21 protein-coding genes, 1 pseudogene and 1 riboswitch are annotated in these 22,768 nt (G+C 73.1%); of the genes and pseudogenes, 3 read left to right on the top strand and 19 right to left on the bottom strand.

Going from position 1 to position 22,768, the window contains the following annotated elements:
* Nucleotides 1–13: 13 nt before the first annotated feature.
* The 16 genes and pseudogenes from ACH4LD_RS10250 to ACH4LD_RS10175 all read right to left on the bottom strand — a co-directional run bounded on the left by ACH4LD_RS10250 (nucleotide 14) and on the right by ACH4LD_RS10175 (nucleotide 15,122).
* Nucleotides 14–1,306, bottom strand: a complete 1,293-nt coding sequence (locus tag ACH4LD_RS10250; RefSeq protein ID WP_165951777.1) for an MFS transporter — start codon at nucleotides 1,304–1,306, stop codon at nucleotides 14–16.
* Between the two features lie 138 nt (nucleotides 1,307–1,444).
* Complete coding sequence (locus ACH4LD_RS10245) at nucleotides 1,445–1,804, bottom strand: MmcQ/YjbR family DNA-binding protein (protein ID WP_398053804.1); 360 nt, start codon at nucleotides 1,802–1,804, stop codon at nucleotides 1,445–1,447.
* A gap of 107 nt (nucleotides 1,805–1,911) precedes the next feature.
* Entirely contained in the window at nucleotides 1,912–2,481 is a 570-nt protein-coding gene (locus tag ACH4LD_RS10240) for a GNAT family N-acetyltransferase (protein WP_398053803.1), read from the bottom strand.
* A complete protein-coding gene (locus tag ACH4LD_RS10235) occupies nucleotides 2,478–3,044 on the bottom strand; it encodes a helix-turn-helix domain-containing protein (protein WP_398053802.1) in 567 nt (188 codons plus the stop codon). The genes ACH4LD_RS10240 and ACH4LD_RS10235 overlap by 4 nt, the downstream gene beginning before the upstream one ends.
* Before the next feature lie 46 nt (nucleotides 3,045–3,090).
* On the bottom strand, nucleotides 3,091–3,993 hold the full coding sequence (locus ACH4LD_RS10230) for a LysR family transcriptional regulator (protein WP_398053801.1): 903 nt from the start codon (nucleotides 3,991–3,993) through the stop codon (nucleotides 3,091–3,093).
* Between the two features lie 30 nt (nucleotides 3,994–4,023).
* Nucleotides 4,024–5,217 carry a glycine C-acetyltransferase gene (locus ACH4LD_RS10225; RefSeq protein WP_398053800.1) on the bottom strand — a complete coding sequence of 398 codons (1,194 nt, stop codon included), beginning with the start codon at nucleotides 5,215–5,217 and terminating at the stop codon, nucleotides 4,024–4,026.
* Between the two features lie 45 nt (nucleotides 5,218–5,262).
* Nucleotides 5,263–6,291, bottom strand: coding sequence for an L-threonine 3-dehydrogenase (gene tdh, locus ACH4LD_RS10220; RefSeq protein ID WP_132789077.1), 1,029 nt, complete (start codon nucleotides 6,289–6,291; stop codon nucleotides 5,263–5,265).
* A gap of 198 nt (nucleotides 6,292–6,489) precedes the next feature.
* The gene (locus ACH4LD_RS10215) at nucleotides 6,490–7,065 is read right to left on the bottom strand and encodes a GAF domain-containing protein (RefSeq protein WP_398053799.1); all 576 of its coding nucleotides are present in this window, start codon (nucleotides 7,063–7,065) and stop codon (nucleotides 6,490–6,492) included.
* A 61-nt stretch (nucleotides 7,066–7,126) separates the two neighbouring features.
* Nucleotides 7,127–7,726 carry an ATP/GTP-binding protein gene (locus ACH4LD_RS10210; protein WP_132789079.1) on the bottom strand — a complete coding sequence of 200 codons (600 nt, stop codon included), beginning with the start codon at nucleotides 7,724–7,726 and terminating at the stop codon, nucleotides 7,127–7,129.
* Complete coding sequence (locus ACH4LD_RS10205) at nucleotides 7,704–8,075, bottom strand: DUF742 domain-containing protein (protein WP_014676223.1); 372 nt, start codon at nucleotides 8,073–8,075, stop codon at nucleotides 7,704–7,706. Before ACH4LD_RS10205 ends, ACH4LD_RS10210 begins: the two co-directional genes overlap by 23 nt.
* Nucleotides 8,076–8,077: 2 nt before the next feature.
* Nucleotides 8,078–8,512, bottom strand: a complete 435-nt coding sequence (locus tag ACH4LD_RS10200; protein ID WP_398053798.1) for a roadblock/LC7 domain-containing protein — start codon at nucleotides 8,510–8,512, stop codon at nucleotides 8,078–8,080.
* Nucleotides 8,513–9,132: 620 nt separating this feature from the next.
* A pseudogene (locus tag ACH4LD_RS10195) lies at nucleotides 9,133–11,043 on the bottom strand (sensor histidine kinase); the annotation flags it as partial.
* 531 nt (nucleotides 11,044–11,574) lie between these two features.
* Nucleotides 11,575–12,648, bottom strand: a complete 1,074-nt coding sequence (locus ACH4LD_RS10190) for a M14 family metallopeptidase (RefSeq protein ID WP_398053797.1) — start codon at nucleotides 12,646–12,648, stop codon at nucleotides 11,575–11,577.
* Between the two features lie 18 nt (nucleotides 12,649–12,666).
* Complete coding sequence (locus tag ACH4LD_RS10185) at nucleotides 12,667–12,975, bottom strand: hypothetical protein (protein WP_132789083.1); 309 nt, start codon at nucleotides 12,973–12,975, stop codon at nucleotides 12,667–12,669.
* A 127-nt stretch (nucleotides 12,976–13,102) separates the two neighbouring features.
* Nucleotides 13,103–13,837, bottom strand: coding sequence for a TetR/AcrR family transcriptional regulator (locus ACH4LD_RS10180; protein WP_398053796.1), 735 nt, complete (start codon nucleotides 13,835–13,837; stop codon nucleotides 13,103–13,105).
* A 109-nt stretch (nucleotides 13,838–13,946) separates the two neighbouring features.
* Nucleotides 13,947–15,122: an MBL fold metallo-hydrolase gene (locus ACH4LD_RS10175; RefSeq protein ID WP_165951779.1), complete on the bottom strand. Its 1,176-nt coding sequence runs from the start codon at nucleotides 15,120–15,122 to the stop codon at nucleotides 13,947–13,949.
* Nucleotides 15,123–15,317: 195 nt separating this feature from the next.
* On the opposite strand from ACH4LD_RS10175, the gene ACH4LD_RS10170 reads away from it, so the two are divergent.
* The 3 genes from ACH4LD_RS10170 to ACH4LD_RS10160 all read left to right on the top strand — a co-directional run bounded on the left by ACH4LD_RS10170 (nucleotide 15,318) and on the right by ACH4LD_RS10160 (nucleotide 18,180).
* Nucleotides 15,318–16,496, top strand: a complete 1,179-nt coding sequence (locus ACH4LD_RS10170) for a Glu/Leu/Phe/Val dehydrogenase dimerization domain-containing protein (protein WP_398054123.1) — start codon at nucleotides 15,318–15,320, stop codon at nucleotides 16,494–16,496.
* Between the two features lie 56 nt (nucleotides 16,497–16,552).
* Nucleotides 16,553–17,173 carry a TetR/AcrR family transcriptional regulator gene (locus tag ACH4LD_RS10165; RefSeq protein ID WP_398053795.1) on the top strand — a complete coding sequence of 207 codons (621 nt, stop codon included), beginning with the start codon at nucleotides 16,553–16,555 and terminating at the stop codon, nucleotides 17,171–17,173.
* A 101-nt stretch (nucleotides 17,174–17,274) separates the two neighbouring features.
* Nucleotides 17,275–18,180, top strand: coding sequence for an AraC family transcriptional regulator N-terminal domain-containing protein (locus tag ACH4LD_RS10160; protein ID WP_398053794.1), 906 nt, complete (start codon nucleotides 17,275–17,277; stop codon nucleotides 18,178–18,180).
* Nucleotides 18,181–18,274: 94 nt separating this feature from the next.
* On the opposite strand, the gene ACH4LD_RS10155 is transcribed toward ACH4LD_RS10160, so the two are convergent.
* The 3 genes from ACH4LD_RS10155 to ACH4LD_RS10145 all read right to left on the bottom strand — a co-directional run bounded on the left by ACH4LD_RS10155 (nucleotide 18,275) and on the right by ACH4LD_RS10145 (nucleotide 22,742).
* Complete coding sequence (locus ACH4LD_RS10155; RefSeq protein WP_132789121.1) at nucleotides 18,275–19,060, bottom strand: SGNH/GDSL hydrolase family protein; 786 nt, start codon at nucleotides 19,058–19,060, stop codon at nucleotides 18,275–18,277.
* A 226-nt stretch (nucleotides 19,061–19,286) separates the two neighbouring features.
* On the bottom strand, nucleotides 19,287–20,198 hold the full coding sequence (locus ACH4LD_RS10150; protein ID WP_398053793.1) for a peptidoglycan DD-metalloendopeptidase family protein: 912 nt from the start codon (nucleotides 20,196–20,198) through the stop codon (nucleotides 19,287–19,289).
* Nucleotides 20,199–20,203: 5 nt separating this feature from the next.
* Nucleotides 20,204–20,396, bottom strand: a riboswitch (cyclic di-AMP (ydaO/yuaA leader).
* Nucleotides 20,397–20,666: 270 nt separating this feature from the next.
* Nucleotides 20,667–22,742 (bottom strand): alpha-galactosidase, encoded by a 2,076-nt coding sequence (locus ACH4LD_RS10145; protein WP_398054122.1) that lies wholly within the window; start codon nucleotides 22,740–22,742, stop codon nucleotides 20,667–20,669.
* Between the last annotated feature and the right edge of the window lie 26 nt (nucleotides 22,743–22,768).

The raw sequence follows: 22,768 nt of genomic DNA, 5'->3' as shown, positions 1-22,768 counted from the left end.
CCGGTTCTCGTTCTCAGGGTGCGGCGGGTGCCGTCGCGTCGGCCCGGGGCAGGTCGCGTATCGGGGGGATCGCCAGCAGGATGGCCGCCACCGCGAGGCTCACCGCCGCCGCGGCCAGCAGGACGTGGTCGGCGCCCAGGGATTCGGCCGCCGGGCCGGCGAGGGCCTGGCCGACCGGCATCATGGCGAGGGAGCCGGCGACGTCGTAGGCGTGGATGCGGTTGAGGACGTCGGCCGGGACCTGGGTCTGCACGGTGGTCGCCCACATCACGCCCCAGAACGACATCCCGGCGCCGGCGACCGCGGCCCCGGCCGCCATGGCCGGTACGCCGAGGCCCGCCCCGACGGTCGCGGGGAAGCCGAAGAAGGCGAAGAGGGAGAGCGCGCCCGCGCGGAGCATGCGGCGGGGGCGCAGCCGCAGGGCGAGCAGGCCGCCGACCACCGTGCCGGCGCCGAGGGCCGAGTTGACCAGGCCGTAGGCGCCCGGGCCGTGGTGCCGGACGATCTCGGTGGCCACCAGCGGCACGGTCGGGCCCCATACGGCGATCATGTAGAGGCACCAGACGGCGATGACCCCCCACAGCCAGGCGCGGGAGCGGAACTCCCGCCAGCCGTCGACGAGATCGGCGCGGAAGGCGCGCAGGGCGGAGCCGGTGGCGGCTCGGGCGGCGACGGGGAGCGGGCGCAGCCGCAGGAGCAGCAGGCACAGCGCGCTGAGCGCATAGGTGGCGGCGTGCGCGGCGAAGACCCCGCCGGGCGAGGCGAGGCCCACCAGGACGCCGGCGACGGCCGGGCCGGCGAGCTGCGCGGCGGACTCGGCGATGCGGATCGCGCCGTTGGCACCCTGGATGTCGGTGGCGAGGCGGGGAACGGTGCTGGCCACGCCGGGCTGGAAGACCGCGCCGGCCACGCCGTTGACGACGCCGATGGCGCAGATCTGCCACAGCACCACGTGCCCGGTGAAGAACAGGCCCGCGGCGAGGGACTGGGTGCCGAGCCGGACGAGGTCGGCGCCGATCATCAGCCTGCGGGTGCTGAACCGGTCCGCGATGACCCCGCCGAAGACGACCAGTCCCGCGAACGCGGCGGCCGTGGAGGCCATGGCGAGGCCGACCGCGCCCGCGCCGTACCCGTGTTCCAGCAGGCCGGCGGCGAGGGCGACGGGCAGCATGGTGTCGCCGAGGCGGGCGACGGCCCGGGCCACGAAGAAGAGTCCGAAGTCCCGCGACCAGACCGCCGGGGCACCGGCCGCCGCCTTCCGCACCCCCCGGGCGGCGACATCCCGCCGCGCGTCCGTACCGGTCATCCCGAGCGCTCCCCTCCCCGACCAGGCCCTTCCCCCGCCCGTGCCGTTCCCGTCCGTAACGCTTCCCGCCCCGCCACGGTCGCTCCCCTCCAGCCGAGGCGGGATCATGCCACCCCCGGGCCGCGCCCGCCGGGCTTTTCAGTTCCCGGCCGGGAGCCCCAACTCCGGATGTGCGTCGAGGAGCCGGGGCGGTGCGGCCTGGCGCCAGGAGTCGGCCAGGATGTCCCGCAGCTCGTCGACGTCCTCCAGGGCGGCGAGTCTCGCTCTCACCCAGGCGAACTGCGCCTCGTGGTCGGCGATCCAGAACTTCTCCGGCTCGGCCAGCACCAGTTCGTCGCGCTCCTCCTTGGGGCAGCGCACGGCGATGGACGTCTCGTCCTCGGGGAGGGTCGCGAACATCTTCCCGGCGACCCTGAAGGTGGGCATGCTCCAGGCGATCTTCTCCGTGGTGTCCGGCAGGGACAGGGCGATTCGGCGTACGTCGTGTGCATCCGGCATGCCACGCACGGTAGCCCCTGCCACTGACAGTCACCCCTCCCGGCCGTCACCCCTCCCGGCCGTCACCCCTCCCCTCCGTCATCGTTCGAGCCGTCACCCGTCGGCCGTCATCCTCCGAGCCGCTTGTAGTACAGCGTCGTCGGCCGCAACACACCCGCGGGGCTGGCCGCGTAGTCGGGGATGGTCCCGGCCCTGGTCCAGCCGGCCGAGCGGTACAGGGCCTCGGCGGGGCTGCCCGTCTCGGTGTCGAGATGGAGCAGGGTGCGGCCGTCGGCCGCGGCGGCCTGTTCGGCGGTGGTGAGGAGCCGGCGGCCGAGGCCCTGTCCGCGCGCCGAGCGGTGCACCATCAGCTTGACCAGCTCGGCGCGGTGCCCGCTGTTCGGCTTGTCGGGGTAGGCCAGGCCGACCGTGCCGGTCACCCGGTCCAGGGGATCCAGGGCGGCCCAGACAGCGAGCCGTCCCGCCGCCGTGGCCTCGGCCCGCTCCCGCCACCACGCGACCGCCTCCGCGTGGCCGAGCGGCGCGAGGAAGCCGACGGAGGCGCCCGAGGCCACGGTGTCGGTCAGCAGCGCCGCCAAGTCGCCGGCGCGGTCGCGCACTCGGGTGCCGTCCCAGCGTTCCACCCTCGTCGCCGTGTCCCCGCCGAGGCCCACGGGCTCGTCACCGCGCTGCCTCATGGCCGTACCACCGCCAGCGCGTACCGCGCCTCGCCCGGACCGGCGCAGCGGAAGCGGGTCGCGCCGGTCACCCGCATCCGCAGGCAGTCCCCCGCGCCGAGCCGGTGCACCCGGTCCCCCACGGTCACCTCCAGGGCTCCTTCCAGCAGCCACAGGTGCTGTTCCAGGCCCGGCACGGGCGGGCGGTCGTAGGCGATGTCCGCGCCCGGGGTGAGCCGGCCCTCGACCAGTTCGCCGCGCAGTCCGGTGTGCGGCGGGGACACGGACCGGCGGACGAAGCCGGAGGCGCGGTCCTCCCACACCTGCTGGTCGGCGGCCCGGACCAGCGGGGCCGGTGCCGCCTCGACCTCGCTGAGCAGCTGGGACATGGTGCGGCCGTAGACGTGGCAGAGCCGGTTCAGCAGGGCGGCGGTGGGGCTGGTCTCCGCGCGTTCGGCGCGCGACAGGGTGGACCGGCTGACCCCGCTGCGTTCCGCCAGCTCGCCCAGGGACCAGCCGTGCTGGGCGCGCAGTTCGGCGAGCCGGGCGCCGATGAGGAGATCGACAGCGTCCTCGTTTCTCATATCCGGGACGCTATCCCTGATATGAGACGGCGTTGTTACGGATGCCTCACGCCTGCGCCGCCTCGCCGAGCGCCTCCAGCACCGGGCGGATCAGCGGGTGTCCCTCGGCGCCCCGGCGGACGGCGGCGAACACCCGGCGGGTCGGGGCGACACCGTCGACGGGGCGGACGACCACGCCGGTGAGGTCCATGCCGCGCAGGGCGGAGCGCGGGACGAGTGCCACGCCCGCGTCGGCCGAGGCGAGGGCCACGACGGCCCGGAAATCGTCGGAGGAGTGTTCCAGGCGGGGCTGGAAGCCGGCGCTCTCGCAGGCGAGGACGACCACGTCGTGGCAGGGATTGCCGGGGTACGGCCCGATCCAGGCGTCCTTGGCCAGTTCGGCGAGGGGGACCTCGGGAGCGTCTGCCAGGCGGTGCCCGAGGGGTACGACGGCGTCGAACGGCTCGGCGTACAGCGGGACGTGGGTCAGGCGGGGATCGTCGGCGGACGGCGCGCCCCGGTACTCGACGGCGACCGCGACGTCGACCTGCCGGTCCAGGACCATGGGCAGGCTGGCGTCGCCCTCCGCGTCCTGCACGCGGATCCTTATGCCGGGCGCGTGGTGGGCGAGGCGGGCCACGGCCGGGGCCACGACCTGGGCGATGCCGGTCGCGAAGGCGGCCACGGTGACCGTGCCCGCCTCGCCCGAGCCGTAGGCGGCCAGCTCGGCCTCGGCCCGCTCCAGCTGGGCGAGGACCGCGTTGGTGTGTCCGAGCAGGATCTCGCCCGCCGGTGTGAGCCGTACGCCCTTGGCGCCGCGCTCGACCAGGCGGTGGCCGGTCTCCTGCTCCAGGGCCGTGAGCTGCTGGGAGACGGCGGACGGGGTGAGGTACAGCGCGGCGGCCGCCGCCGTGACCGTGCGGTGGTCGGCCACCGCACGGAGGATGTGGAGCCGCCGTGCCTCGATCATGCCCCCATTATCCCAGGGCGTCCGCCCTGGTCAGCCCGCCAGCTCAGCGCGCGCCGCGACGAACGCGTCGACCGCGCGGTTGACGTCGTCCGTGGAGTGCGCGGCGGACAGCTGGACGCGGATGCGGGCCTGGCCCTGCGGCACGACCGGGTAGGAGAAGCCGATCACGTAGACCCCGCGCTCCAGCAGCAGTTCGGCCATCCGGGCCGCCTCGGCCGCGTCACCGATCATGACGGGGGCGATGGCGTGGTCGCCGGGGAGGATGTCGAAGCCCTCCTCGGTCATCCGGCGGCGGAACAGCGCGGTGTTCTCGGCGAGCCGGACGCGCAGGTCGTCGGCGGACTCCAGCAGGTCGAGGACCTTCAGGGAGGCGGCGGCGATCACCGGGGCGAGCGTGTTGGAGAACAGGTAGGGCCGGGAGCGCTGGCGCAGCAGGGCGACGATCTCGGCGCGGGCGGCGACGTAACCGCCGGAGGCACCGCCGAGGGCCTTGCCGAGGGTGCCGGTGATGATGTCGACGCGGTCCATGACGCCGTGCAGCTCGGGGGTGCCGCGGCCGGTCGGGCCGACGAAGCCGACGGCGTGCGAGTCGTCGACCATGACCATCGCGTCATAGCGGTCGGCGAGGTCGCAGATCTCCGCGAGGGGCGCCACGTAGCCGTCCATGGAGAAGACGCCGTCGGTGACGATCAGGCGGCGCCGGGCGTCGGACGCCTCCTTCAGCTTGGCCTCCAGGTCCGCGAGGTCGCGGTTGGCGTAGCGGAAGCGGCGCGCCTTGGACAGCCGGATGCCGTCGATGATGGAGGCGTGGTTGAGGGCGTCGGAGATCACCGCGTCCTCCTCGCCGAGCAGGGTCTCGAAGACACCGCCGTTGGCGTCGAAGCAGGAGGAGTACAGGATCGTGTCCTCCTGGCCGAGGAACGCCGACAGCCGGGCCTCCAGTTCCTTGTGCACCTCCTGGGTGCCGCAGATGAAGCGGACGGAGGCCATGCCGTAGCCCCAGCGGTCCAGGGCGGCGTGGGCGGCGGCGATCACGTCGGGGTGGTCGGCGAGGCCCAGGTAGTTGTTGGCGCAGAAGTTGAGGACCTCGCCGGGGCGGCCGCCGGCGGTGACGTTCACGGTCGCGGACTGCGGGGTGCCGATGACCCGCTCGGGCTTGTGCAGGCCGGCGGCGCGGATCTCGTCGAGGGTGGCGCGCAGGTCGTCGCGGACGGTGTCGAACATGAGGGTGCTCCTGAAATACCTGAAGGTGCTTGCGGGGGAAGGGGGTTACGCGGTCCAGTCCAGGATGACCTTGCCGCCCTTGCCGCTCGCGGCGTCGGCGAAGGCCGCCTCGAAGTCGCGGTAGTCGTACCGGCCGGTGATCACGGGCGCGAGGTCCAGGCCGCCCTCCAGCAGCACCGACATCGCGTACCAGGTCTCGAACATCTCGCGGCCGTAGATGCCCTTGATGGTGATCATCGAGGTGACGATGCGCGCCCAGTCCACCGGGAACTCCTGGGCGGGCAGACCGAGCATGGCGATCCGGCCGCCGTGCGTCATGTTCGCGATCATGTCGCGCATGGCCTCGGGCCGGCCGGACATCTCCAGGCCGATGTCGAAGCCCTCGCGCAGCCCCAGTTCGCGCTGTCCGTCGGCGATGGTGGACTCGGCGACGTTCAGGGCCAGGCTCACCCCTATCTTGCGGGCGATCTCCAGGCGCTCCTCGCTGACGTCGGTGACGACGACGTTGCGGGCGCCGGCGTGACGTGCCACGGCGGCGGCCATCAGGCCGATCGGGCCCGCGCCGGTGATCAGCACGTCCTCGCCGACCAGCGGGAAGGAGAGCGCGGTGTGCACGGCGTTGCCGAACGGGTCGAAGATCGCGGCGACGTCGAGGTCGACGGGCACGCGGTGCACCCAGACGTTGGACGCGGGCAGGGCGACGTACTCGGCGAACGCGCCGTCGCGGCCGACACCGAGGCCGACGGTGGCCCGGCACAGATGGCGCCGGCCGGCCAGGCAGTTGCGGCACTTGCCGCACACCAGGTGGCCCTCGCCGCTCACCCGGTCGCCGATGCGGATGTCGGTCACGTCCCGCCCGGTCTCGACGACCTGCCCGACGAACTCGTGCCCGAGCACGAGCGGGGTGCGGATCGCCTGCTGGGCCCAGCCGTCCCAGGACCTGATGTGCAGGTCGGTGCCGCAGATACCGGTCCGCATGACCTTGATCAGTACGTCACCGGGGCCGATGGCGGGCTCCGGGACGTCCGTCAGCCAGAGTCCCGGCTCCGCCTTCTCCTTGACCAGCGCCTTCAACGCTACGGCTCCTGTGGGTGAGGCCCGGCCCGCGGGCACGCGGAAGGAGCCCGCACCGGGTCAGAGGGGTGGAATCACCCTGCAATCTGCCGTACGCGGGAGCCGGGGTCCATCGAGCTTTTCTTAACCGGCGCCTCAGCTTTCCTACACACCCCCCGAAAACCCCCGCCACGCCGCCCCCGCACGGTGTTCCGCGCGTCAGAGAGGCAGACCGTCCCCGGTACTCCGTTCGAGGCGCACGACGAGATCGGCGGCGAGTGCCTTGATGGTCTCCAGGCCGGGCCTGCCCCACGCGCGGGGCACTGTGTCGGCCGCGCACACGGTGCCGAGCGCCATGCCGGAGCTGTCGATGAGCGGGGCGCCGAGGTAGGAGCGGATGTCGTACCCGTCGACGACCGGATTGCACGCGAACCGTGGATAGTCGCCGACGTCGTCCAGCACGAGGGCCTTGCGGCGGACCACCACATGGGGGCAGAAACCATGGTCGCGCGGTAGCACCCGGCCGATCTCGGCCCTGGTTCCGTCCTCCCGCACGACCGGGGAGGTGGCCGGGGCGCTCAGGCCCGCGAAGAACTGGTGCTCCTCGCCGATGAAGTTGACCATGGCGTAGAGAGCGCCGGTGAGCTGCGCGAGGTGGCCGGCGAAGGCGTCGAGCGCGGGGTCGGGCCGGTCCGCCAGGCCGAGCAGGCGCAGTCGGTGGACGCGGGCGGGGGCCTCCTTGTCCTCGGGGGTGAGCAGCAGACCCCGGATCGGCCGGGGCGGCTCGTAGCTCATGGCCGGGCTCCGTCGCTGTGGGCGTACCTCATACAGGGGCTCCGTGGGCGGTAGGGCGGGATCACATGTGGGCGCCGTGGCTGGGCGCGGTCGCCGGGGCGTGGGCGAGCAGATGGCGGACGAGGACGAGCAGGGTCTGGACGCCGGAGCTGGAGATCCGGGCGTCGCAGCGGACCACCGGGACCTCCGGGTCGAGGTCGATGGCGGACCGCACCTCCTCGGGGTCGTAGCGGTGGGCACCGTCGAACTCGTTGAGGGCGACGATGAAGGCGAGCCCGCGTTCCTCGAAGAAGTCCACGGCGGCGAAGCAGTCCTGAAGGCGCCGGGTGTCGGCGAGGATGACCGCGCCGAGGGCCCCCTCGGACAGCTCGTCCCACATGAACCAGAACCGCTCCTGCCCCGGCGTGCCGAACAGGTACAGCACATGGTGCGGATCGAGGGTGATCCGGCCGAAGTCCATGGCGACCGTGGTCTCCATCTTGTTCTCGACGCCGTCGAGGCTGTCCGTGCCGACGCTGACCGTGGTGAGCAGCTCCTCCGTGCTGAGCGGCGCGATCTCGCTGACCGCGCCCACGAAGGTGGTCTTGCCGACGCCGAACCCGCCCGCCACCAGGATCTTGAGCGCGGTCGGGAACGGGTCAGAGCTGTCGTCGTAGTCCATCGAGCACTGCCTCCAGCAGAGACCGGTCAGTGGGAGTGTGGTGGTAGACGGGCGGCTTGGTGGTCAGCGCGCCGCAGTCGACCAGGTCCGAGAGCAGCACCTTGGTGACCACGGCGGGCAGTGTGAGCTGGGCGGCGACCTCGGCGACCGAGACGGGCGCGCGACACAGGTCGAGCGCCTGCGCGTGCTCGGGGCCGAGGTAGCCGAGCGGGGTGACGCCGGTGGCCATCACCTGCGACATCAGGTCGAGGGCGATGCTGGGTTCGGTGCGGCCGTTGCTGACCGTGAACGGCCGCACGAGCCGTCCGGCCGCGTCGTCCAGCCAGGGCCCGTCGCCGGCTGCGGCCACGCTCAGGGCCTCGTCGCCGTGGATTCGACGGCGTGCTGCCGGGGCGCGGTGACCAGGTAGGGGCGGACGCTCTTGACCAGCATCGCCATCTCGTAGCCGAGCACCGCCGCGTCGGCCTCGCGGCCCGCCAGCACGGCGAGGCAGGTGCCGGAGCCGGCGGTGGTGACGAACAGCAGGGTCGCGTCGAGTTCGACGACGACCTGGCGGACGTCCCCGCCGTCGCCGAACCGGACACCCGCGCTGCGGCCGAGGGAGTACAGCCCGGAGGCCAGGGCCGCCATGTGGTCGGCGCTGTCGGCGTCCAGGCCGTGCACGGACTTCACCAGTCCGTCGCAGGACAGGAGCACCGCGCTGCTGGTGTGCGGTACGCGCTGCACGAGGCCGCTCAGCAGCCAGTCGAGGTCGGATGCGTGGACGGTCGGCGCATCGCTCGCCATGGTGGATCGACTCCTTGGGGTACGAAGACCAGCGCGAGCGCTGGGGGTGGGGGTGGGGGTACGACGTACGGGCGTGGGTGCGGCTGCGGGGGCGGAGGCGGTCATCCGGCCGGGGCGCTCCCCTCGGTCCGACCGGTGCCACGAACACCGTCGACTGCGGGCGCGTGGGCGTGCGCCTGGGGTATGGGGGCCGGGGAGAGGGGGCCCAGGGTCGTGGAGGGCTGGGATGTGTCGTCTGCGGATGTATGGCCCGACCCCATGTGATCCGCACTCGTGTAGCCCGGCCCCACGGGCTCCGGGCCCAAGGGCTCGTGGCCCACGTGCTGGTGTCCCATGTGCTCGTGGCCAATGTGCTCCTGGCCCGTGTGCAGTGACCCCATGTGGTCCGGATCGCCGTGCTCGGGACGCGCGCGCGTCGGCTCGGCCGGTCCCGGCGTGGACGCCGGCAGGTGCGGGCCTGCCCTGTGCTCGGCATCCATGTGGCCCGAACCCATGTGCCCGTACGCCGTCTTCTCGAACCCGGTCTTCTCGTACGTCGGCTGATCGAACCCCGGCTCATCGAACCCCGGCCCACCGAACCCCGGCCCACCGAACCCCGGCCCACCGACCTCGGGTTCCCGGGGCCCCGGCGCCCGGGACTCCGGCTCCTGCTGCTCGGACTCCAGGCTCTGCTGGGCCTCGGCGAGTCCGATGCCGCGCTGGAAGGCGGCCATCAGGCCGGGGTCGTGGCCGACGACGGTGTCGCTCTCCTGGCGGGGCAACGGGCCGCCGCGCAGCTGGGGCACGATGTGCTCCTGGGCGCGCCGGCGGGGCAGTCGGGGCTTGTCCATGGTGCCGCGGACCGGGCCGACGCGCGGGGTGGGCAGGACGCCCGTGTGCGCCTCCACCGCCGCCCGGTCCTCGGCGCTGATGCCGGGCACGGCCTCGGCGGGTGTGGGCCGTGCCTCTTGGGCACCGCGCACCGGGAGCGGGGCCGGGGCACCTCCGTGCCGCCCGCGCGCGCCGCTCTCGGTCCCGCGCCGCCCGGGTCCCCGCTGGGCGTGCCTCCGCCGCCCGGTGGCCGCGGACTGCCCGCCGTCCGTCCCGGCCTCGGCCGCCTCGCCGGCCCGGCCCCCGCCGCCCGAAGCGGAGTCACGCCCGCCGCCCGAAGCGGAGCCGCGCCCGCCGTCGGCGGCACTGGCCGCTCCGGCACCGTTGCCGGCACCTGGCGCGAGTCCGGGCGGTGGCACGGGTGTCGCCGCCCGCACGTCCTGCGACGCCCCGGCCTCCCCCGACGGGTGCGGCTGCGGTACGGGGGTCGCGGCGCCCGCGCCCGGCACGCCCGGCGCGTTGCCCAGCAGGGCCTGTGGCACGACGAGGACGGCCTGCACTCCGCCGTAGATGTTGGTCTGCAGCCGCACGTGGATGCTGTGCCGGCGGGCGAGCTGGGAGACGACGTAGAGCCCGATACGGCCGTCGGCCAGCAGGCTGGCGACGTTGACCTGGTCGGGGTCGGCGAGCACGGCGTTCATCCGCTCCTGCTCGGCGACGGGCATGCCCAGCCCGCGGTCCTCGACTTCCACGGCGAGCCCGGAGGTGACGAGGTTGGCGCGGAGCAGCACCTGGGTGTGCGGAGCGGAGAACACCGTGGCGTTCTCGATGAGTTCGGCGAGCAGGTGGATGACGTCGGCGACGGCGTGGCCGCGCAGTTCGCCGTCGATGGGCGGGACCAGTCTGACCCGGGAGTACTGCTCGACCTCGGCGATGGCGGAGCGCAGCACCTCGGTCATGCTGACGGGGTTGCTCCACTGCCGCCGGGAGACCGCGCCGCCGAGCACGGCGAGGTTCTCGGCGTGCCGGCGGATGCGGGTGGCCAGATGGTCGACGTGGAAGAGCCCCTTGAGCAGATCGGGGTCCTCGATCTCGTTCTCCAGGTCGTCGAGGATCGAGATCTCCCGGTGCACCAGGGACTGGAGTCGCCGCGCGAGGTTGACGAACACCTCCAGCTTCTGCTGGCTGCCGGTCTGGCTGGAGAGCTGGGCGGCCCGTACGACGGCGGTGACGGCGCCGTCGTACGCGCGCGCCAGGTCGGCGGCGAGCAGTTCGAAGTCGTCGGCGTCGGCGGGCGGCCGGCGGCGCGGGCCGTGCTGCGGCGGGGCCTCGCCCTGCCGCAGCGCGTCGACCAGGGCGTGCAGGTCGGCCTCGCCGCGCGCGGCGGTGCGGCGCAGCGCGTCGACGCGGTCGGCGACCGAGCGGGCGGTGCGGTCGGCGGCCACGGCGGCGATCAGGATGCCGGCGACCGCCACGGTGACCGATCCGGCGAGCACGGCCCACAGGAGGGGGCCGGTGCGTGCGCCGGCGGAGCGGATGCTGAACAGCACCGCCGCGGTGGCGCTGAGGGCGACCGCGAGGGGCGGCAGGACGGCGAGCCGCATCAGCTGGGGCCGTATGTGTGTTTCGGGCAGTGCGGGAGCGGGTCGGGCGACCGGTCGCCCGTGCCGGCCGCCCTCGCGGCGATCGGCGCGGGCGGCCGGTGCTCGGAGGTGAGACATCTGCGTCCTCGTACTGGTCCGTCGGGCCTGTGTCCTCGTGCGGTGCGCGGTGCGGGCATGGGTCGATGCGGGCATGCGTCATCGCTGCCGGCCGGCGGACCGGTGCACCCGGCCGCGCGTCGCCCGGCGGACACTCACAGTAGTTGCCTGAGCATCATGTGCGGTGGGCAGTTGACAAAGTCACCCGAGCCGCGTCCCGCTCTGGTATGAGGAGTCGCACGAAGGTCCGATGACCGTTGCTCGACATCGGGCCGGATCAAGTCAGGAACGATCTGACCTGTTCACCAGTGGTCAGGGACGGAACGACCGGCCGATCCCCACACCACCAGTCCCTTCCTCCGTGCAGCGCATGCGCGCGTGAAGAACGCTCCCGGAGCATCCTCCGCGGCGATCTCCGGGTTCCCCCGCTCGGCCGGACCCATCCCCGAACATCACTCAACGTGTTCGCTTTGGCCTTGACCGGGCGGGGGACCGAGCGGACCGGTGAATGCGGTACGTGTTCTCCGGAGGCGCCCGTGCCGACGACCGCTCTCAGGTGAGTGCCGTGAGACAGAACCGGACGAGTCCGGCGTCGACGTCCAGGACGATCCGCTCCATCTCGGCCCACGGCGGGTGGAAGCCGCCGGCCGCGTCGCCCCACTCGATGGTGAAGCCGAGGATCTTGCCCTTCCGCTCGTCGACGATGTGCCGGGAGTAGGCGTAGTCGTCGCTGGTTCCGCAGGTCGGGTACAGGTGGTAGCCGGACATCGGACGGTAGGTACGGCCGCGTACGCCGTGCAGGGCCGCGCAGAACTGTTCGGCGAGCACGACGGCGTCGTCGGCGTCGGACTTCGGGAGGTATTCCGCGTAGGTGTCCGCGCCGAGGCCGCGCTGATGGTCGTAGAGGGCGTTGAGGAAGTTCTGGGACGGGTCGTGGGACTGGTTCTCGTCGTCGCCCCAGACGGTCAGCATGTCCTCGGAGTAGCTGTGCACGTCGACGAACCATCGGGTGCGCGGGTAGGTGTCGAACAGCCGGCGGACATTGCGGGTCTCGGGCTCGGAGAAGGGCCGGGGGCCCTGGTACACGAGGTCGCCGGGGTCGGAGGAGACGCGCGGGGCCGCGGCGGGGTCGAAGGCGGTCTCGAAGTCGAACAGGAAGTCGTAGTTGCGGTTGATGTCGACGCCGATGCGGTCGGGGTCCCCGCCCGACCGGGCCGGGTTGCGGTTCTTGCGCCACATCGGTTCGACGCTCTGGCTGTAGCGCCGGCCGTCCGGGTTGACCAGCGGGAAGACGACGAGGTCCAGTTCGCTCAGGATCGTGCGCACGTCGTCGGCGGTGAAGGCGGTGCCGCCGTAGGCGAGACCGGTGCCGGCGGCGTGCGCCTCCAGCAGGTCGGCGGCGAGGTTCACCAGGATCTCGCAGCTGCCCCACTCACGGGCGTGCACGCCGCCGATGAGTACGGCGCAGTCGCTGCTCCCGGCGGGCGCGGTGCCGATCCGCAGGGCGTGGCAGGCGCGGCCCTCGACCGAGGGCTCGGGCAGATCGATCAGTTCGCTCGCGCCCGGGAAGGCGGTGGCCAGGCTGGTCACGGCGGACTCGACCTCGGTGATGTTCAGGTACGGCATGGTGTTCCTCCCCGCGCCCTAGACCTTGTCGGCCAGCCCGTGGGGCACGGCGTCGGCGGGGGCGAAGCGGTCGCCGCGGCCGACCTCGGCCTGGCGGTCCCGGCCTTTGGCGGTGACGTCCTCGATCGGGGTGACCGACACGCCCTCGCGCTGGAGCGTCCCGGCCTGGTCGGGGGTCACGTAGGCCTCGATGGAGCAGCTTCCGTCGTCGGCGCGGCGAGCGAGCCCGCCGACGTCCGGGTGGGTGTCGCGCAGGAGTGCGCGCAGGGTCTCGACATCCCGGGCGGTGACACGCACGCGCAGGATGGGCTGGTGGGTGGTGGACATGACGGCTTCTTCCGCACGGGACGGACGCGGTGACGGCGTCCGGTCGACAGCACACGCCGCGAGCGACGAAGACTCTGGGCGATTTACTGATTTTCACTGCTGTATGCCCGATGTGTACGTCGTACTCTCAGGGTCCTCCGGGACCGTAGAACGCGTCAAGGGGCGCCTCGGGCATGCGGCTGAGCAGGCTGTCGAGGCCGTTCGTCAGTTCACGTTCGTCGTCGTGGTCGGCGAAGTGCGGGACCAGGGCGCGCAGCCGCGGATAGTCGCCGGCGGACAGCCGGTGCAGGCCGAGGCGCAGCACGGGGTCCGGTTCCTCGGGGTTGTCCACGGCCTGGCGCTTGTCCACGAGGAGGCAGCCGAGGGTCCAGGAGACGAAGGTGCGGTAGATGGTCAGCGCGGTGGGGTCGTCGAAGCCGGCGCGGGCGAGGACGGCGAACATGTGCTCGGTGAGCTGGAGCCAGGGCTCCGGGCGCCGGGCCACGGGCACCGCGAGCGGGCGGACGGCCACCACCGGCAGCACCTCGGGATGGGTGTGCACCACGCTGGCGAACGCCTGTGCGATACGGCGCAGTTCGGTCCGCCAGTGGGGTTCGGTGGCCGCGTCTGCGCGGGCCTGCTCGACCGAGGTCCGCAGCCGTTCGTTGACCTCGGCGAAGAACGCCTCCACCAGGCCGTCGAGCAGCCCTTCCTTGCCGTCCGTGTACCGGTAGAGGGCCATCGGCTCCACACCCAGGTCCGCCGCCAGGCGGCGCATGGTCAGGGCCGCCAGCCCTTCTCGGTCCACGAGGGCGACGGCCGCGGCGAGCACCACGGGGCGACTCAGGCGCCGCCGCCTCTCCCGTTTGCCGCGCTCTGCCATGGCCGCACTCCGCGAAGGCCGCGTACACCGTACATTTCATTCATAATCGTACGTTTTATCCGCGGAAACGGGGGCGTTCGGCGCGGTAGGGCCGGTCGGCCCAGTCGGCTCAGCCGCCGGTGCCGCGCGCGGGCGGCTCCGCGACGAACGCCCCGACCGAGCGCCAGGTGCGCCGCACGTCCCCAGACGCGCTCCGCCACCACGCCTCGGCCGGCAGCTTGCCGGCGGGTTCGAAGGGCTCGCCCGGCCGGGGCAGGGCCACCGCCTGGCCGGCCTCCTCGGCGGCCTCCTTCGTCCACTCCCCCGGCTCGGCCCACGGGTGCGGGGCGAGGTTGAAGGTGCCCCAGTGGATGGGCAGCAGGACGCCGTGCGGCGCGCCGCCCTGGAGGTCGAGGTGGGCGCGCAGGCCCTCCTCGGGGGTCATGTGGATGTCGGGCCAGAACTCGCTGTACGCCCCGATCTGGACCATCGTGGCGTCGAACGGGCCGTGCGCGGCGCCGATGTCCTTGAAGCCGTCGAAGTAGCCGGTGTCGCCGCTGTGGTAGATCCGGTGCTCCTCGCCGGCGACGGCCCAGGACGCCCAGAGGGTGTGCTGGGTGTTGCGCAGGCCCCGGCCGCAGAAGTGGCGGGCCGGGGTGGCGGTGAGGGTGAGGCCGCCGACCCGGGTGGACTCGTGCCAGTCCAGTTCGCGCAGCCGGTCCGGGGAGACGCCCCAGTGTTCGAGGTGGGCACCGACGCCGAGCGGCACGGCGAACAGGGTGTCCGTGCCGGCCAGCGCCTTGATGCTGGGCAGGTCCAGGTGGTCGTAGTGGTCGTGCGAGATGACGACGACGTCGACCGGGCCGAGTGCGGCCAGCGGCAGCGGCACCGGGTGGAGCCGCTTGGGCCCGGCGAAGGGGAACGGGGAGCAGCGCTCGCCCCAGACCGGGTCGAACAGGACCCGGTGGCCGTCGATCTCGGCGAGCACGCTGGAGTGGCCCATCCAGGTCAGCCGCAGTCCGGTGGCGGGCGGCTTGGCCAGGTCGGCGAAGGTCGTGGGGTGCACCGGGACGGTGCCCTTGGGGGCGCGCAGCGGCCGGGTGTCCTTGTCCAGGAACACCTTGGCGAGGTCCAGCGAGGACCCGGAGGGCCGGGTGCGGGCGGGGCCGCCGGGGTTCTGGAAGACGCCGTCCTCGAAGTGTGGCGAGCGGCGGATGCGTGCCATGCGCTCACCCCCCGGGTCCGCTCCGAACGCAGCGGGCCGCAGCGCGCGGAGCCCGGAGCTCGCGGAACGCAGACCGGTCACGGTACCTCCCGGTGGAGTGGGTGAGGTCCCCCATTATGGTCGGCCTGGCCGGCGGCGGGGCCACGGAGGGGTGCGCCCGCCCGCTACTGAATGTCCGTTCAGCGCGTTGACAGGGCCCGGACCGGCTCCGGATACTGACTCGCCGTTCAGTTGATCACCGCATCGCTCCCCCGAGGAAGCCCCATGACCACCCCCATGACCACCCCCCTGCTGTCGCTCGTCTGGACCGACCACGTCACCGGCCGCCAGGGCTTCCTGGTCGTGGACCGGCTGGTGCGGGGCGTGGCGAGCGGCGGGCTGCGGATGCGGCCCGGCTGCACGCTGGAGGAGGTGGCGGGGCTCGCCCGCGGCATGACGATGAAGGAGGCCCTGCACTACGTCCCCGAGGGCCGCTACGTCCCGCTCGGCGGTGCCAAGGGCGGCATCGACTGCGACCCCCGGGACCCGGGGGCGTACGGGCTCCTCGTCCGGTATCTGCGCGCGATGCGGCCGTACGTCGAGAGCTGCTGGACCACCGGCGAGGACCTGGGTCTCAGCCAGGAGCTGGTGGACCGCGCGGCGGCCGAGGCGGGCCTGGTCTCCTCGGTCCAGGCGGTCTATCCGCTGCTGGACGACGAGGCGACGGCCCGCAAACGGCTCGCGGACGCCTTCGCGGTGGAGGTGGACGGCATCGGTCTGGACGAGCTGGCGGGCGGCTGCGGGGTCGCCGAGTCGGTGCTGACGGCCCTGGACCGGGCGGCGGTGCCGTATCCGGGCACCCGGGTCGCCGTGCAGGGTCTCGGCACGATGGGCGGGGCCACCGCGCGCTTCCTCGCGCGCGCGGGCCTGACGGTGGCGGCCGTCGCCGACATCAAGGGCACGATCGCCAACCCGGCGGGGCTCGACGTCGAGGCGCTGCTGGCGGCGCGGGACGGCTACGGCACCGTGGACCGCGGCGCGCTGCGCCCCGGCGACCGCGAACTGCCCGGCGACGCCTGGCTGTCCGTGGAGGCGGAGGTGCTGGTGCCGGCCGCCGTGTCGTACGCCGTCGACCCTGCGAACCAGGAGCGGGTCCGGGCGCGTTGGATCGTCGAGGCCGCCAACATGCCCGTCGTGCCCGATGCGGAGGCGCTGCTGACCGCGCGCGGGGTGACGGTGCTGCCGGACGTGGTGGTCAACTCCGCGACGAACGCCTGGTGGTGGTGGACCCTGTTCGGTGACATCGGCGCGGACGCCGACGAGGCGTTCGGGCACATCCGGCGCTCGATGCGCGCCCTGACCGGCCGGATGCTGGACCGCGCGGAGGCCGACGGTACGACCCCGCGCGCGGCCGCGCACGCCCTGGCGGCCGAGCGGTTGCCGGTGATCGCGGAACGGTTCGGGTGGTACCGGTGACGGGCCTGCCACGCGACGGCTTCGGTGGCGACGGGGTCAACGACTAGGGTGACCGCGTGGCGAGAGTGCGGTTGAGCGTGGCCGAGCGGCGGGAGGAGCTGCTGCGGGCGGCCATCGAGCAGATCGAGGCGCGGGGCGTGGCGGCGGTCAGGATCGCCGACGTGGCCGCGACCCTCGGTGTGAGCAACGCGCTGGTGCTGTACCACTTCTCCACGAAGGAGAAGCTGGTGGCCGCCGCGTTCACCTACGCGGCCGAGGACGACCTCGCGCGCCTGCGCAAGCTGCTGGGCCGGCGGACCACCGCGCTGCGCCGGCTGCGGTCGGCGGTGCGCTGGTACGCGCCGACCGGGCAGGCCAAGGGCTGGCGGCTGTGGATCGAGGGCTGGGCCGTGTCGCTGCGCGAGCCCGCCCTGCGGGACGTCACCCGGGAGCTGGACGAGCAGTGGAAGGCGGCGATCGCGGACGTCATCGCCGAGGGCGTGGCGGCCCGTGAGTTCGCCTGCGCGGACCCGGCCGGCACGGCACTGCGGCTGACCGCGCTGCTGGACGGGCTGGCGGTACAGCTCACGTCGTACCCGGGCGCGGTGCCCCGGTCCCGGGCGCAGGAGTGGGTGGACGACGCTCTCGCTCGCGAACTGGGCCTGGGGCGGGAGGCGTTGGCCGACAGGCAACGCTGACGATCGGGCCCTCCCGGAACCGCCGGCGCGGCCGGGGCCCCGCACCGCGGACGCGGCGACAGCGCTGCCGGGCTCCGCGGGAACGGTGCTGCAATGGACGTATGCACCACGAAGAGCTCCGCACCCTGCTGGCCCGGCACGCCCGACCCGACTGGACCACCGCCATCGACGGTGTCCTCGTCTCGAAGGCCGACCGGTCGGAGCCGCCGGCGCTCTCCATGTCCGGCACCGTGCTCGCGGTCATCGCCCAGGGCGCCAAACGCCTCGCGCTGGGCGACCGGGTCTACGAGTACGGCCCCGGGCAGTACCTGGTCGCGTCCGTGGACCTGCCCGTCACCGGGCAGTTCCTCCAGGCCGGGCCCGAGCGGCCGGCCCTCGGCTTCGGTCTGGTCCTGGAACCGTCCGCCATCGCCGAACTGCTGCTGTTGGCCGGCGCCGGAGACGCCCCGCGCGCCGGCGGAGGGACGCCTTCGGGGATCGCCGTCAGCGACGCTCCGCCCGCGCTGCTGGACGCGGTCGTCCGGTTGCTGCGCCTGCTCGACGAGCCCCGCGACCGGGCCGTACTGGCTCCGCTGGTCAAGCGCGAGATCCTGTGGCGCCTGATCACCGGCGACCAGGGGGCGACGGTGCGCCAGCTCGGCCTGGCCGACAGCGGCCTCAGCCACATCTCCCGGGCCGTGCGCTGGATCCGCGAGCACTACGCGGAGCCGTTCCGGGTGGAGGACCTGGCACGCATGTCCGGCATGAGCGTCTCCGCGTTCTACCGCAACTTCCAGGCCGTGACCGCGATGAGCCCCATCCGGTTCCAGAAGCAGATCCGGCTCCAGGAGGCCCGGCTGCTCCTCGCCACCCACCCGGGTGACGTCACGGGGGTCGGCCGGCGCGTCGGCTACGACAGCCCGTCGCAGTTCAGCCGGGAGTACCGCCGCCAGTTCGGCACGCCCCCCAGCCAGGACGCGGCCCGCCTGCGGACCGTCGTACGCACCCCCGTGGGCGTGCTGCCCTGAGCGGCCGGACCACGGGGGGGCGTTCCGCCCCGGAACGGCGGGGCCCGCGCCGGTGGTGCCGGCACGGGCCGTGGCGGGTGGCGGGTCGGCGGGGTCAGGCCACCGAAGCGATCCGCATCTTGATGTCGTCCGGCGACAGGGTGCCCTTGGCGGTCACGTGGTCGCCCGAGGACTCACCGCGCAGCCGTCGGCCGATCCAGGGGACGAGGTACTCCCGGGCCCACTGGACGTCGTCGCGGCGGACCTCCAGCGTGCCCCGGGGCGGCAGCGGCGGCCACGGCTGCTCCGGGTCGGCCGGGACGTCCAGGCCCAGGGCCTGTCCCGCGCGCAGCGCCACGCGCGTGTGCCCCTCGGGCGAGAGGTGCAGCCGGTCGTTGTCCCAGGCCCTGCGGTCCTGCACGGACTTGAGGGACCACAGGTCGAGGACGGGGCAGCCGTACCGGTCGGCGATGGCACGGACATGCCCGTTGTAGGTGGCGATCTTGCCGCGGAGATGCTTGAGGACGGGGACGCCCCGGGTGTCGAAACCGGTCGTCACCATCACGGTGCCGGCGGCCTCCGTCAGCCGGGCCACGGCGCGTTCGAAGCGCTCGGCCACCTCGTCGGGGTCGGTGCCGGGGCGGATGATGTCGTTGCCGCCCGCGCAGAAGGAGACCAGGTCCGGGGCCAGGGCGAGGGCCTGGGGCACCTGGTCGGCCACGATCTGGTCCAGCAGCTTTCCGCGCACGGCGAGGTTGGTGTACTGGAAGTCGCCCTCGGGACGCCGGTCGGCGAGGAGCACCGCGAACCGGTCGGCCCAGCCCACGAACGCCCCGTCGGGGCCGGGGTCGCCGACGCCCTCGGTGAAGCTGTCCCCCACCGCCACGTACGACCCGATCACTGATCTGCTGTCACTCTTCGAATCGTCTGCCACGTCGGACCATGATTCACCTTCGGATGTGACCTACGCGACCGTAAGCAGGGCTTGACGAATGGTGAGATGAGCCACTCTTAAATAGTTCGCAAAGCCAGGAATAGAAGCTGCACGGTACACCGAAGGCCGGACCCGGGGATCGTGGGTCCGGCCTTCGGCAGCGTGGCGGGCAGGTGGTGCGAGGGGGGCGGCGTCAGCCGACGGCGACACCGTGCGAGCGGAGGTAGGCGACCGGGTCGACGTCCGAGCCGTAGTCCGGCGTGGTGCGGATCTCGAAGTGCAGGTGCGGGCCGGTGACGTTGCCGGTGGCGCCGGACAGGCCGATCTGCTGACCGGCGGTCACGGTCTGGCCGGCGGAGACGGACAGCTGGGAGAGGTGGCCGTACTGGGCGTAGTAGCCGTCGCTCAGCTTGATGACGACCTGGTTGCCGTACGCGCCGCCCCAGCCCGCGGAGACGACGGTGCCCGCGGCGACGGCCTTGAGGGGGGTGCCGGCCGGGACGACGAAGTCGACGCCGGTGTGGTAGCCGCTGGACCACATGCTGCCGGCGACGTGGTAGCCGGTGCCGACGGTGGCCCCGGCCACCGGGAGGGTGTAACCGGCGGAGGCCGGCTGGGCGGCGGGCTTCGGCGCGGCCTGCCGGGCGGCCTCCGGCGCGGCGGAGTCCGTGCGCTTCGGGGCCGCCGGCCCGGTGGACTCGGGGGTCGCCGGCTGCGCGGTGGCCGGCGCGGCCTTCCCGCCGATGCTGAGCTTCAGGCCCGGGTGGATGAGGCCGGGGTCGGCGCCGACGGCCTGCCGGTTGTCGTCGTAGAGCCGCTGCCAGCCGCCGCTGACGTGCTGGTCCCGGGCGATCGTCGCGAGGCAGTCGCCGCTGCGCACGGTGTAGGTGCGCACGCCCGCGTCCTGCTGCGCGGCGGTCTTCTCCACCGCGTCGTGAAGGTGGTGTACGGCCGTTCCGGGGGCGGACCGCGCGGGGGTCGCGGCATGGGCTCCGGTGGCCCCGAGGAGGGGCAGGGCCAGGGCGGCGCCACCGGTTCCGGCGACGGCGAGGGAGCGGGAAAAACGCGGGGTCTTGGGACGTCGGTGCTTACCCTTGGCAGGCATGGCGCAATTCCTCTCCGGCGCCTGCGAGGTGAGCTGTCGGGTTCGGGCTGGAGCTGCCCGGCCGTGCGCGGCACGGCTGCACCCCTGGCCTGTCGCGGAGACCGGACAGGCCGTCGTACCTGGTGGGTCCCCCGCTCCTGCCGACGCGGGTCATGTGTGGGGAGTCCGGACGGCGGCAGGATTCGGCGTTCCGCCCGGGTCGGTGGCGAACGTAAGCGAGCAGGACGCGCGGAAACAAGCAGTCGGTTCCCGTTGTTCCGGTTCCGGATGATCGGATACGGGAATCCACGGTCACCGACCGTGAATTCCCGCCCCCTTCTCTCTTCCAATTCGGTTTTACAGAAACGGAATTACGTGGACATGACGCGCGACGGACGGTCACGGATATGACCCTCCTCACGCGCCACTTCCGCAGGGGCCCTCATTCCGCGGCGAGTTGGAATGAAGGCACCAATGCGGACAGAAAAGTCAGATGCGGCGCAGTCGGATGACCGTCGCATCCAGGTCGCCCTTGAGTCCGGTGCGCAGCCCGTGGTGCAGCAGTACGGCACCTCGGTGCACTTCGCCCGTTTCGCGGCATTCGTACGATGCCGTCGGGTCGAGCCCGCGCAGCCGCACCGCCGGCACCGGCTCGCCGTAGCTCTGGGCCTGCAGCCAGGCGAGGACGACGGTCTCCTCCCCCCGGACGTACTGCACGGCGCTCAGACCTCCTGCCGGAGGCCGCAGCCGGTACAGCTCTCCGTGCTGCACGACCGGGCGGATCTCCTTGTACAGCTCCACCCACCGCCGGGCCTCCGCCAGCTCCTGTGCGCTCCACTCCGTCAGGTCGCCGCCGACCCCGAGCACGCCCGCCATGGCGCTGACGAACCGGAAGCGCAGCGAGCTGACCCGCCCGTTGAGCTGGGTGTTCGGGCTGTCGGTGACCCAGGCCGCCATCACGCGCGCGGGATGGATGTGCGTGAAGCCGTGCTGGATGGCGAGCCGGTCCAGCGGGTCGGTGTTGTCGGAGGTCCACACCTGGTCGGTGCGGCCGAGCACGCCCAGGTCGATCCGGCCGCCGCCGCCCGAGCAGGACTCGAAGGCGACCCCGGGGTGCGCGGCCCGCAGCCGGTCCAGCAGGGCGTACAGGGCGCGGACGTGGTCCACCCACAGGCGCTGCGGGTACGGCTCCCCGGGCCAGCCGGCGTCGGTGAAGCAGCGGTTGAAGTCCCACTTCACATAGTCGATGGGGGCGCTGGACAGCAGGGTGTCCAACTGCTCCCACAGGTACTCCTGGACGTCCTCGCGCGCGAGGTTGAGAACGAGCTGGTTGCGCAGCTCCGTCCGCTTGCGTCCCGGCTGGTACTGCACCCAGTCCGGGTGGGCCCGGTACAGGTCGCTGTCCGGGTTGACCATCTCGGGCTCGACCCAGATGCCGAACTGCATGCCGAGCCCGTGCACCTGGTCGGCGAGCGGCTTGAGTCCGTGCGGGAAGCGGTCGGGGTTGGGCGTCCAGTCGCCGAGGCCGGCGCGGTCGCTGGTGCGGGTGCCGAACCAGCCGTCGTCGACGACGAACAGCTCGATCCCGATCTCGGCGGCCCGGCGGGCGAGCGCGAGCTGCTGCTCCTCGGAGATGTCGAAGAAGGTGGCCTCCCAGGAGTTGAACAGCACGGGCCGGTCCCGCTCGGCGTCCGGGATGACGTGCGCCCGCTGGTAGGCGTGCCAGGCCCGGCTCGCGCCGCCGAAGCCGCCGTCGCTCCACAGCCCCGCGAAGACCGGGGTGGTGTACGACTCCCCGGGCGCGAGGAGCAGCAGGCCCGAGTCGTCGTAACCGGCGCCGCCGGTGATCTGCACGCGCGCGTCCGGGAGCTGGGCGACCGCGATGCGCCAGGAGCCGGACCAGCCGAGCGCGCAGCCGTAGACCTCGCCGCGCTCCTCGGTGGCGTCGGTGTCCAGGGCGACCCAGGGCAGGTGCTGGTGACCGGTGTGGCCGCGGCGGCTGCCGATGACCTTCTCCCCGTAGGTGAGGGGGGCGGTGGTGAGCCGGGACTCGGCGGCCCAGCGGCCGTGCAGCTGGGACAGCCGCCAGCCCTCGCGGTCGGGCAGGGTCCAGGTGGCCGCGTCGGCCCGCAGCAGCTCCACGCGCGCATGGCCGCCGTTCTCGACGGTCACCCAGCGCTCCACGACGTCTCCGCGCATCCGGTAGTGCAGGGTGATCGCCACGCCGTCGTCGTCGAAGCGCAGCCGCAGCTCGTCGTCCTGCGCGGTGTCGTACGCCACGAAGCGCCACTCGGTGCCGCGCCGCTCCTCGGTGCGCACGGACAGGGCGGGGCGGACGAAGCGGGGGCCGCCCTCGACGGGGTACTCCTCCCGGCCGTCGAGGGGGGATTCGAAGGGCCAGTAGCCGGGCAGCGGGCTCACCGCGAGCGCCTCGGCGTCGGCGAGGGCGATCCGTGGCCCCCAGTGCAGATGGAGCAGCTCGCCCGCGTCGGTGAGATGCAGTGCATAGCTGCTGCTGGGGCCCGACAGGAGCCACGTACGACCGTTTTCGGCGATGTCCACCATCGAGACCTCACAGGTGCCAACAGATC

Origin of the sequence: Streptomyces sp. NPDC017676 (assembly GCF_044329325.1) — a bacterium.
GTDB lineage: Bacteria > Actinomycetota > Actinomycetes > Streptomycetales > Streptomycetaceae > Streptomyces.
Note: the sequence above shows the minus strand (reverse complement) of the source record. Positions and strands in the feature narration are given on the sequence as shown.

Coding starts and splice junctions, on each gene's coding strand:
- ACH4LD_RS10250 (WP_165951777.1), bottom strand. CDS start 1,306: ATGACCGGTACGGACGCGCGGCGGGATGTCGCCGCCCGGGGGGTGCGG.
- ACH4LD_RS10245 (WP_398053804.1), bottom strand. CDS start 1,804: ATGCCGGATGCACACGACGTACGCCGAATCGCCCTGTCCCTGCCGGAC.
- ACH4LD_RS10240 (WP_398053803.1), bottom strand. CDS start 2,481: ATGAGGCAGCGCGGTGACGAGCCCGTGGGCCTCGGCGGGGACACGGCG.
- ACH4LD_RS10235 (WP_398053802.1), bottom strand. CDS start 3,044: ATGAGAAACGAGGACGCTGTCGATCTCCTCATCGGCGCCCGGCTCGCC.
- ACH4LD_RS10230 (WP_398053801.1), bottom strand. CDS start 3,993: ATGATCGAGGCACGGCGGCTCCACATCCTCCGTGCGGTGGCCGACCAC.
- ACH4LD_RS10225 (WP_398053800.1), bottom strand. CDS start 5,217: ATGTTCGACACCGTCCGCGACGACCTGCGCGCCACCCTCGACGAGATC.
- ACH4LD_RS10215 (WP_398053799.1), bottom strand. CDS start 7,065: ATGAGCTACGAGCCGCCCCGGCCGATCCGGGGTCTGCTGCTCACCCCC.
- ACH4LD_RS10210 (WP_132789079.1), bottom strand. CDS start 7,726: ATGGACTACGACGACAGCTCTGACCCGTTCCCGACCGCGCTCAAGATC.
- ACH4LD_RS10200 (WP_398053798.1), bottom strand. CDS start 8,512: ATGGCGAGCGATGCGCCGACCGTCCACGCATCCGACCTCGACTGGCTG.
- ACH4LD_RS10190 (WP_398053797.1), bottom strand. CDS start 12,648: ATGCCGTACCTGAACATCACCGAGGTCGAGTCCGCCGTGACCAGCCTG.
- ACH4LD_RS10185 (WP_132789083.1), bottom strand. CDS start 12,975: ATGTCCACCACCCACCAGCCCATCCTGCGCGTGCGTGTCACCGCCCGG.
- ACH4LD_RS10180 (WP_398053796.1), bottom strand. CDS start 13,837: ATGGCAGAGCGCGGCAAACGGGAGAGGCGGCGGCGCCTGAGTCGCCCC.
- ACH4LD_RS10170 (WP_398054123.1), top strand. CDS start 15,318: ATGACCACCCCCCTGCTGTCGCTCGTCTGGACCGACCACGTCACCGGC.
- ACH4LD_RS10160 (WP_398053794.1), top strand. CDS start 17,275: ATGCACCACGAAGAGCTCCGCACCCTGCTGGCCCGGCACGCCCGACCC.
- ACH4LD_RS10150 (WP_398053793.1), bottom strand. CDS start 20,198: ATGCCTGCCAAGGGTAAGCACCGACGTCCCAAGACCCCGCGTTTTTCC.
- ACH4LD_RS10145 (WP_398054122.1), bottom strand. CDS start 22,742: ATGGTGGACATCGCCGAAAACGGTCGTACGTGGCTCCTGTCGGGCCCC.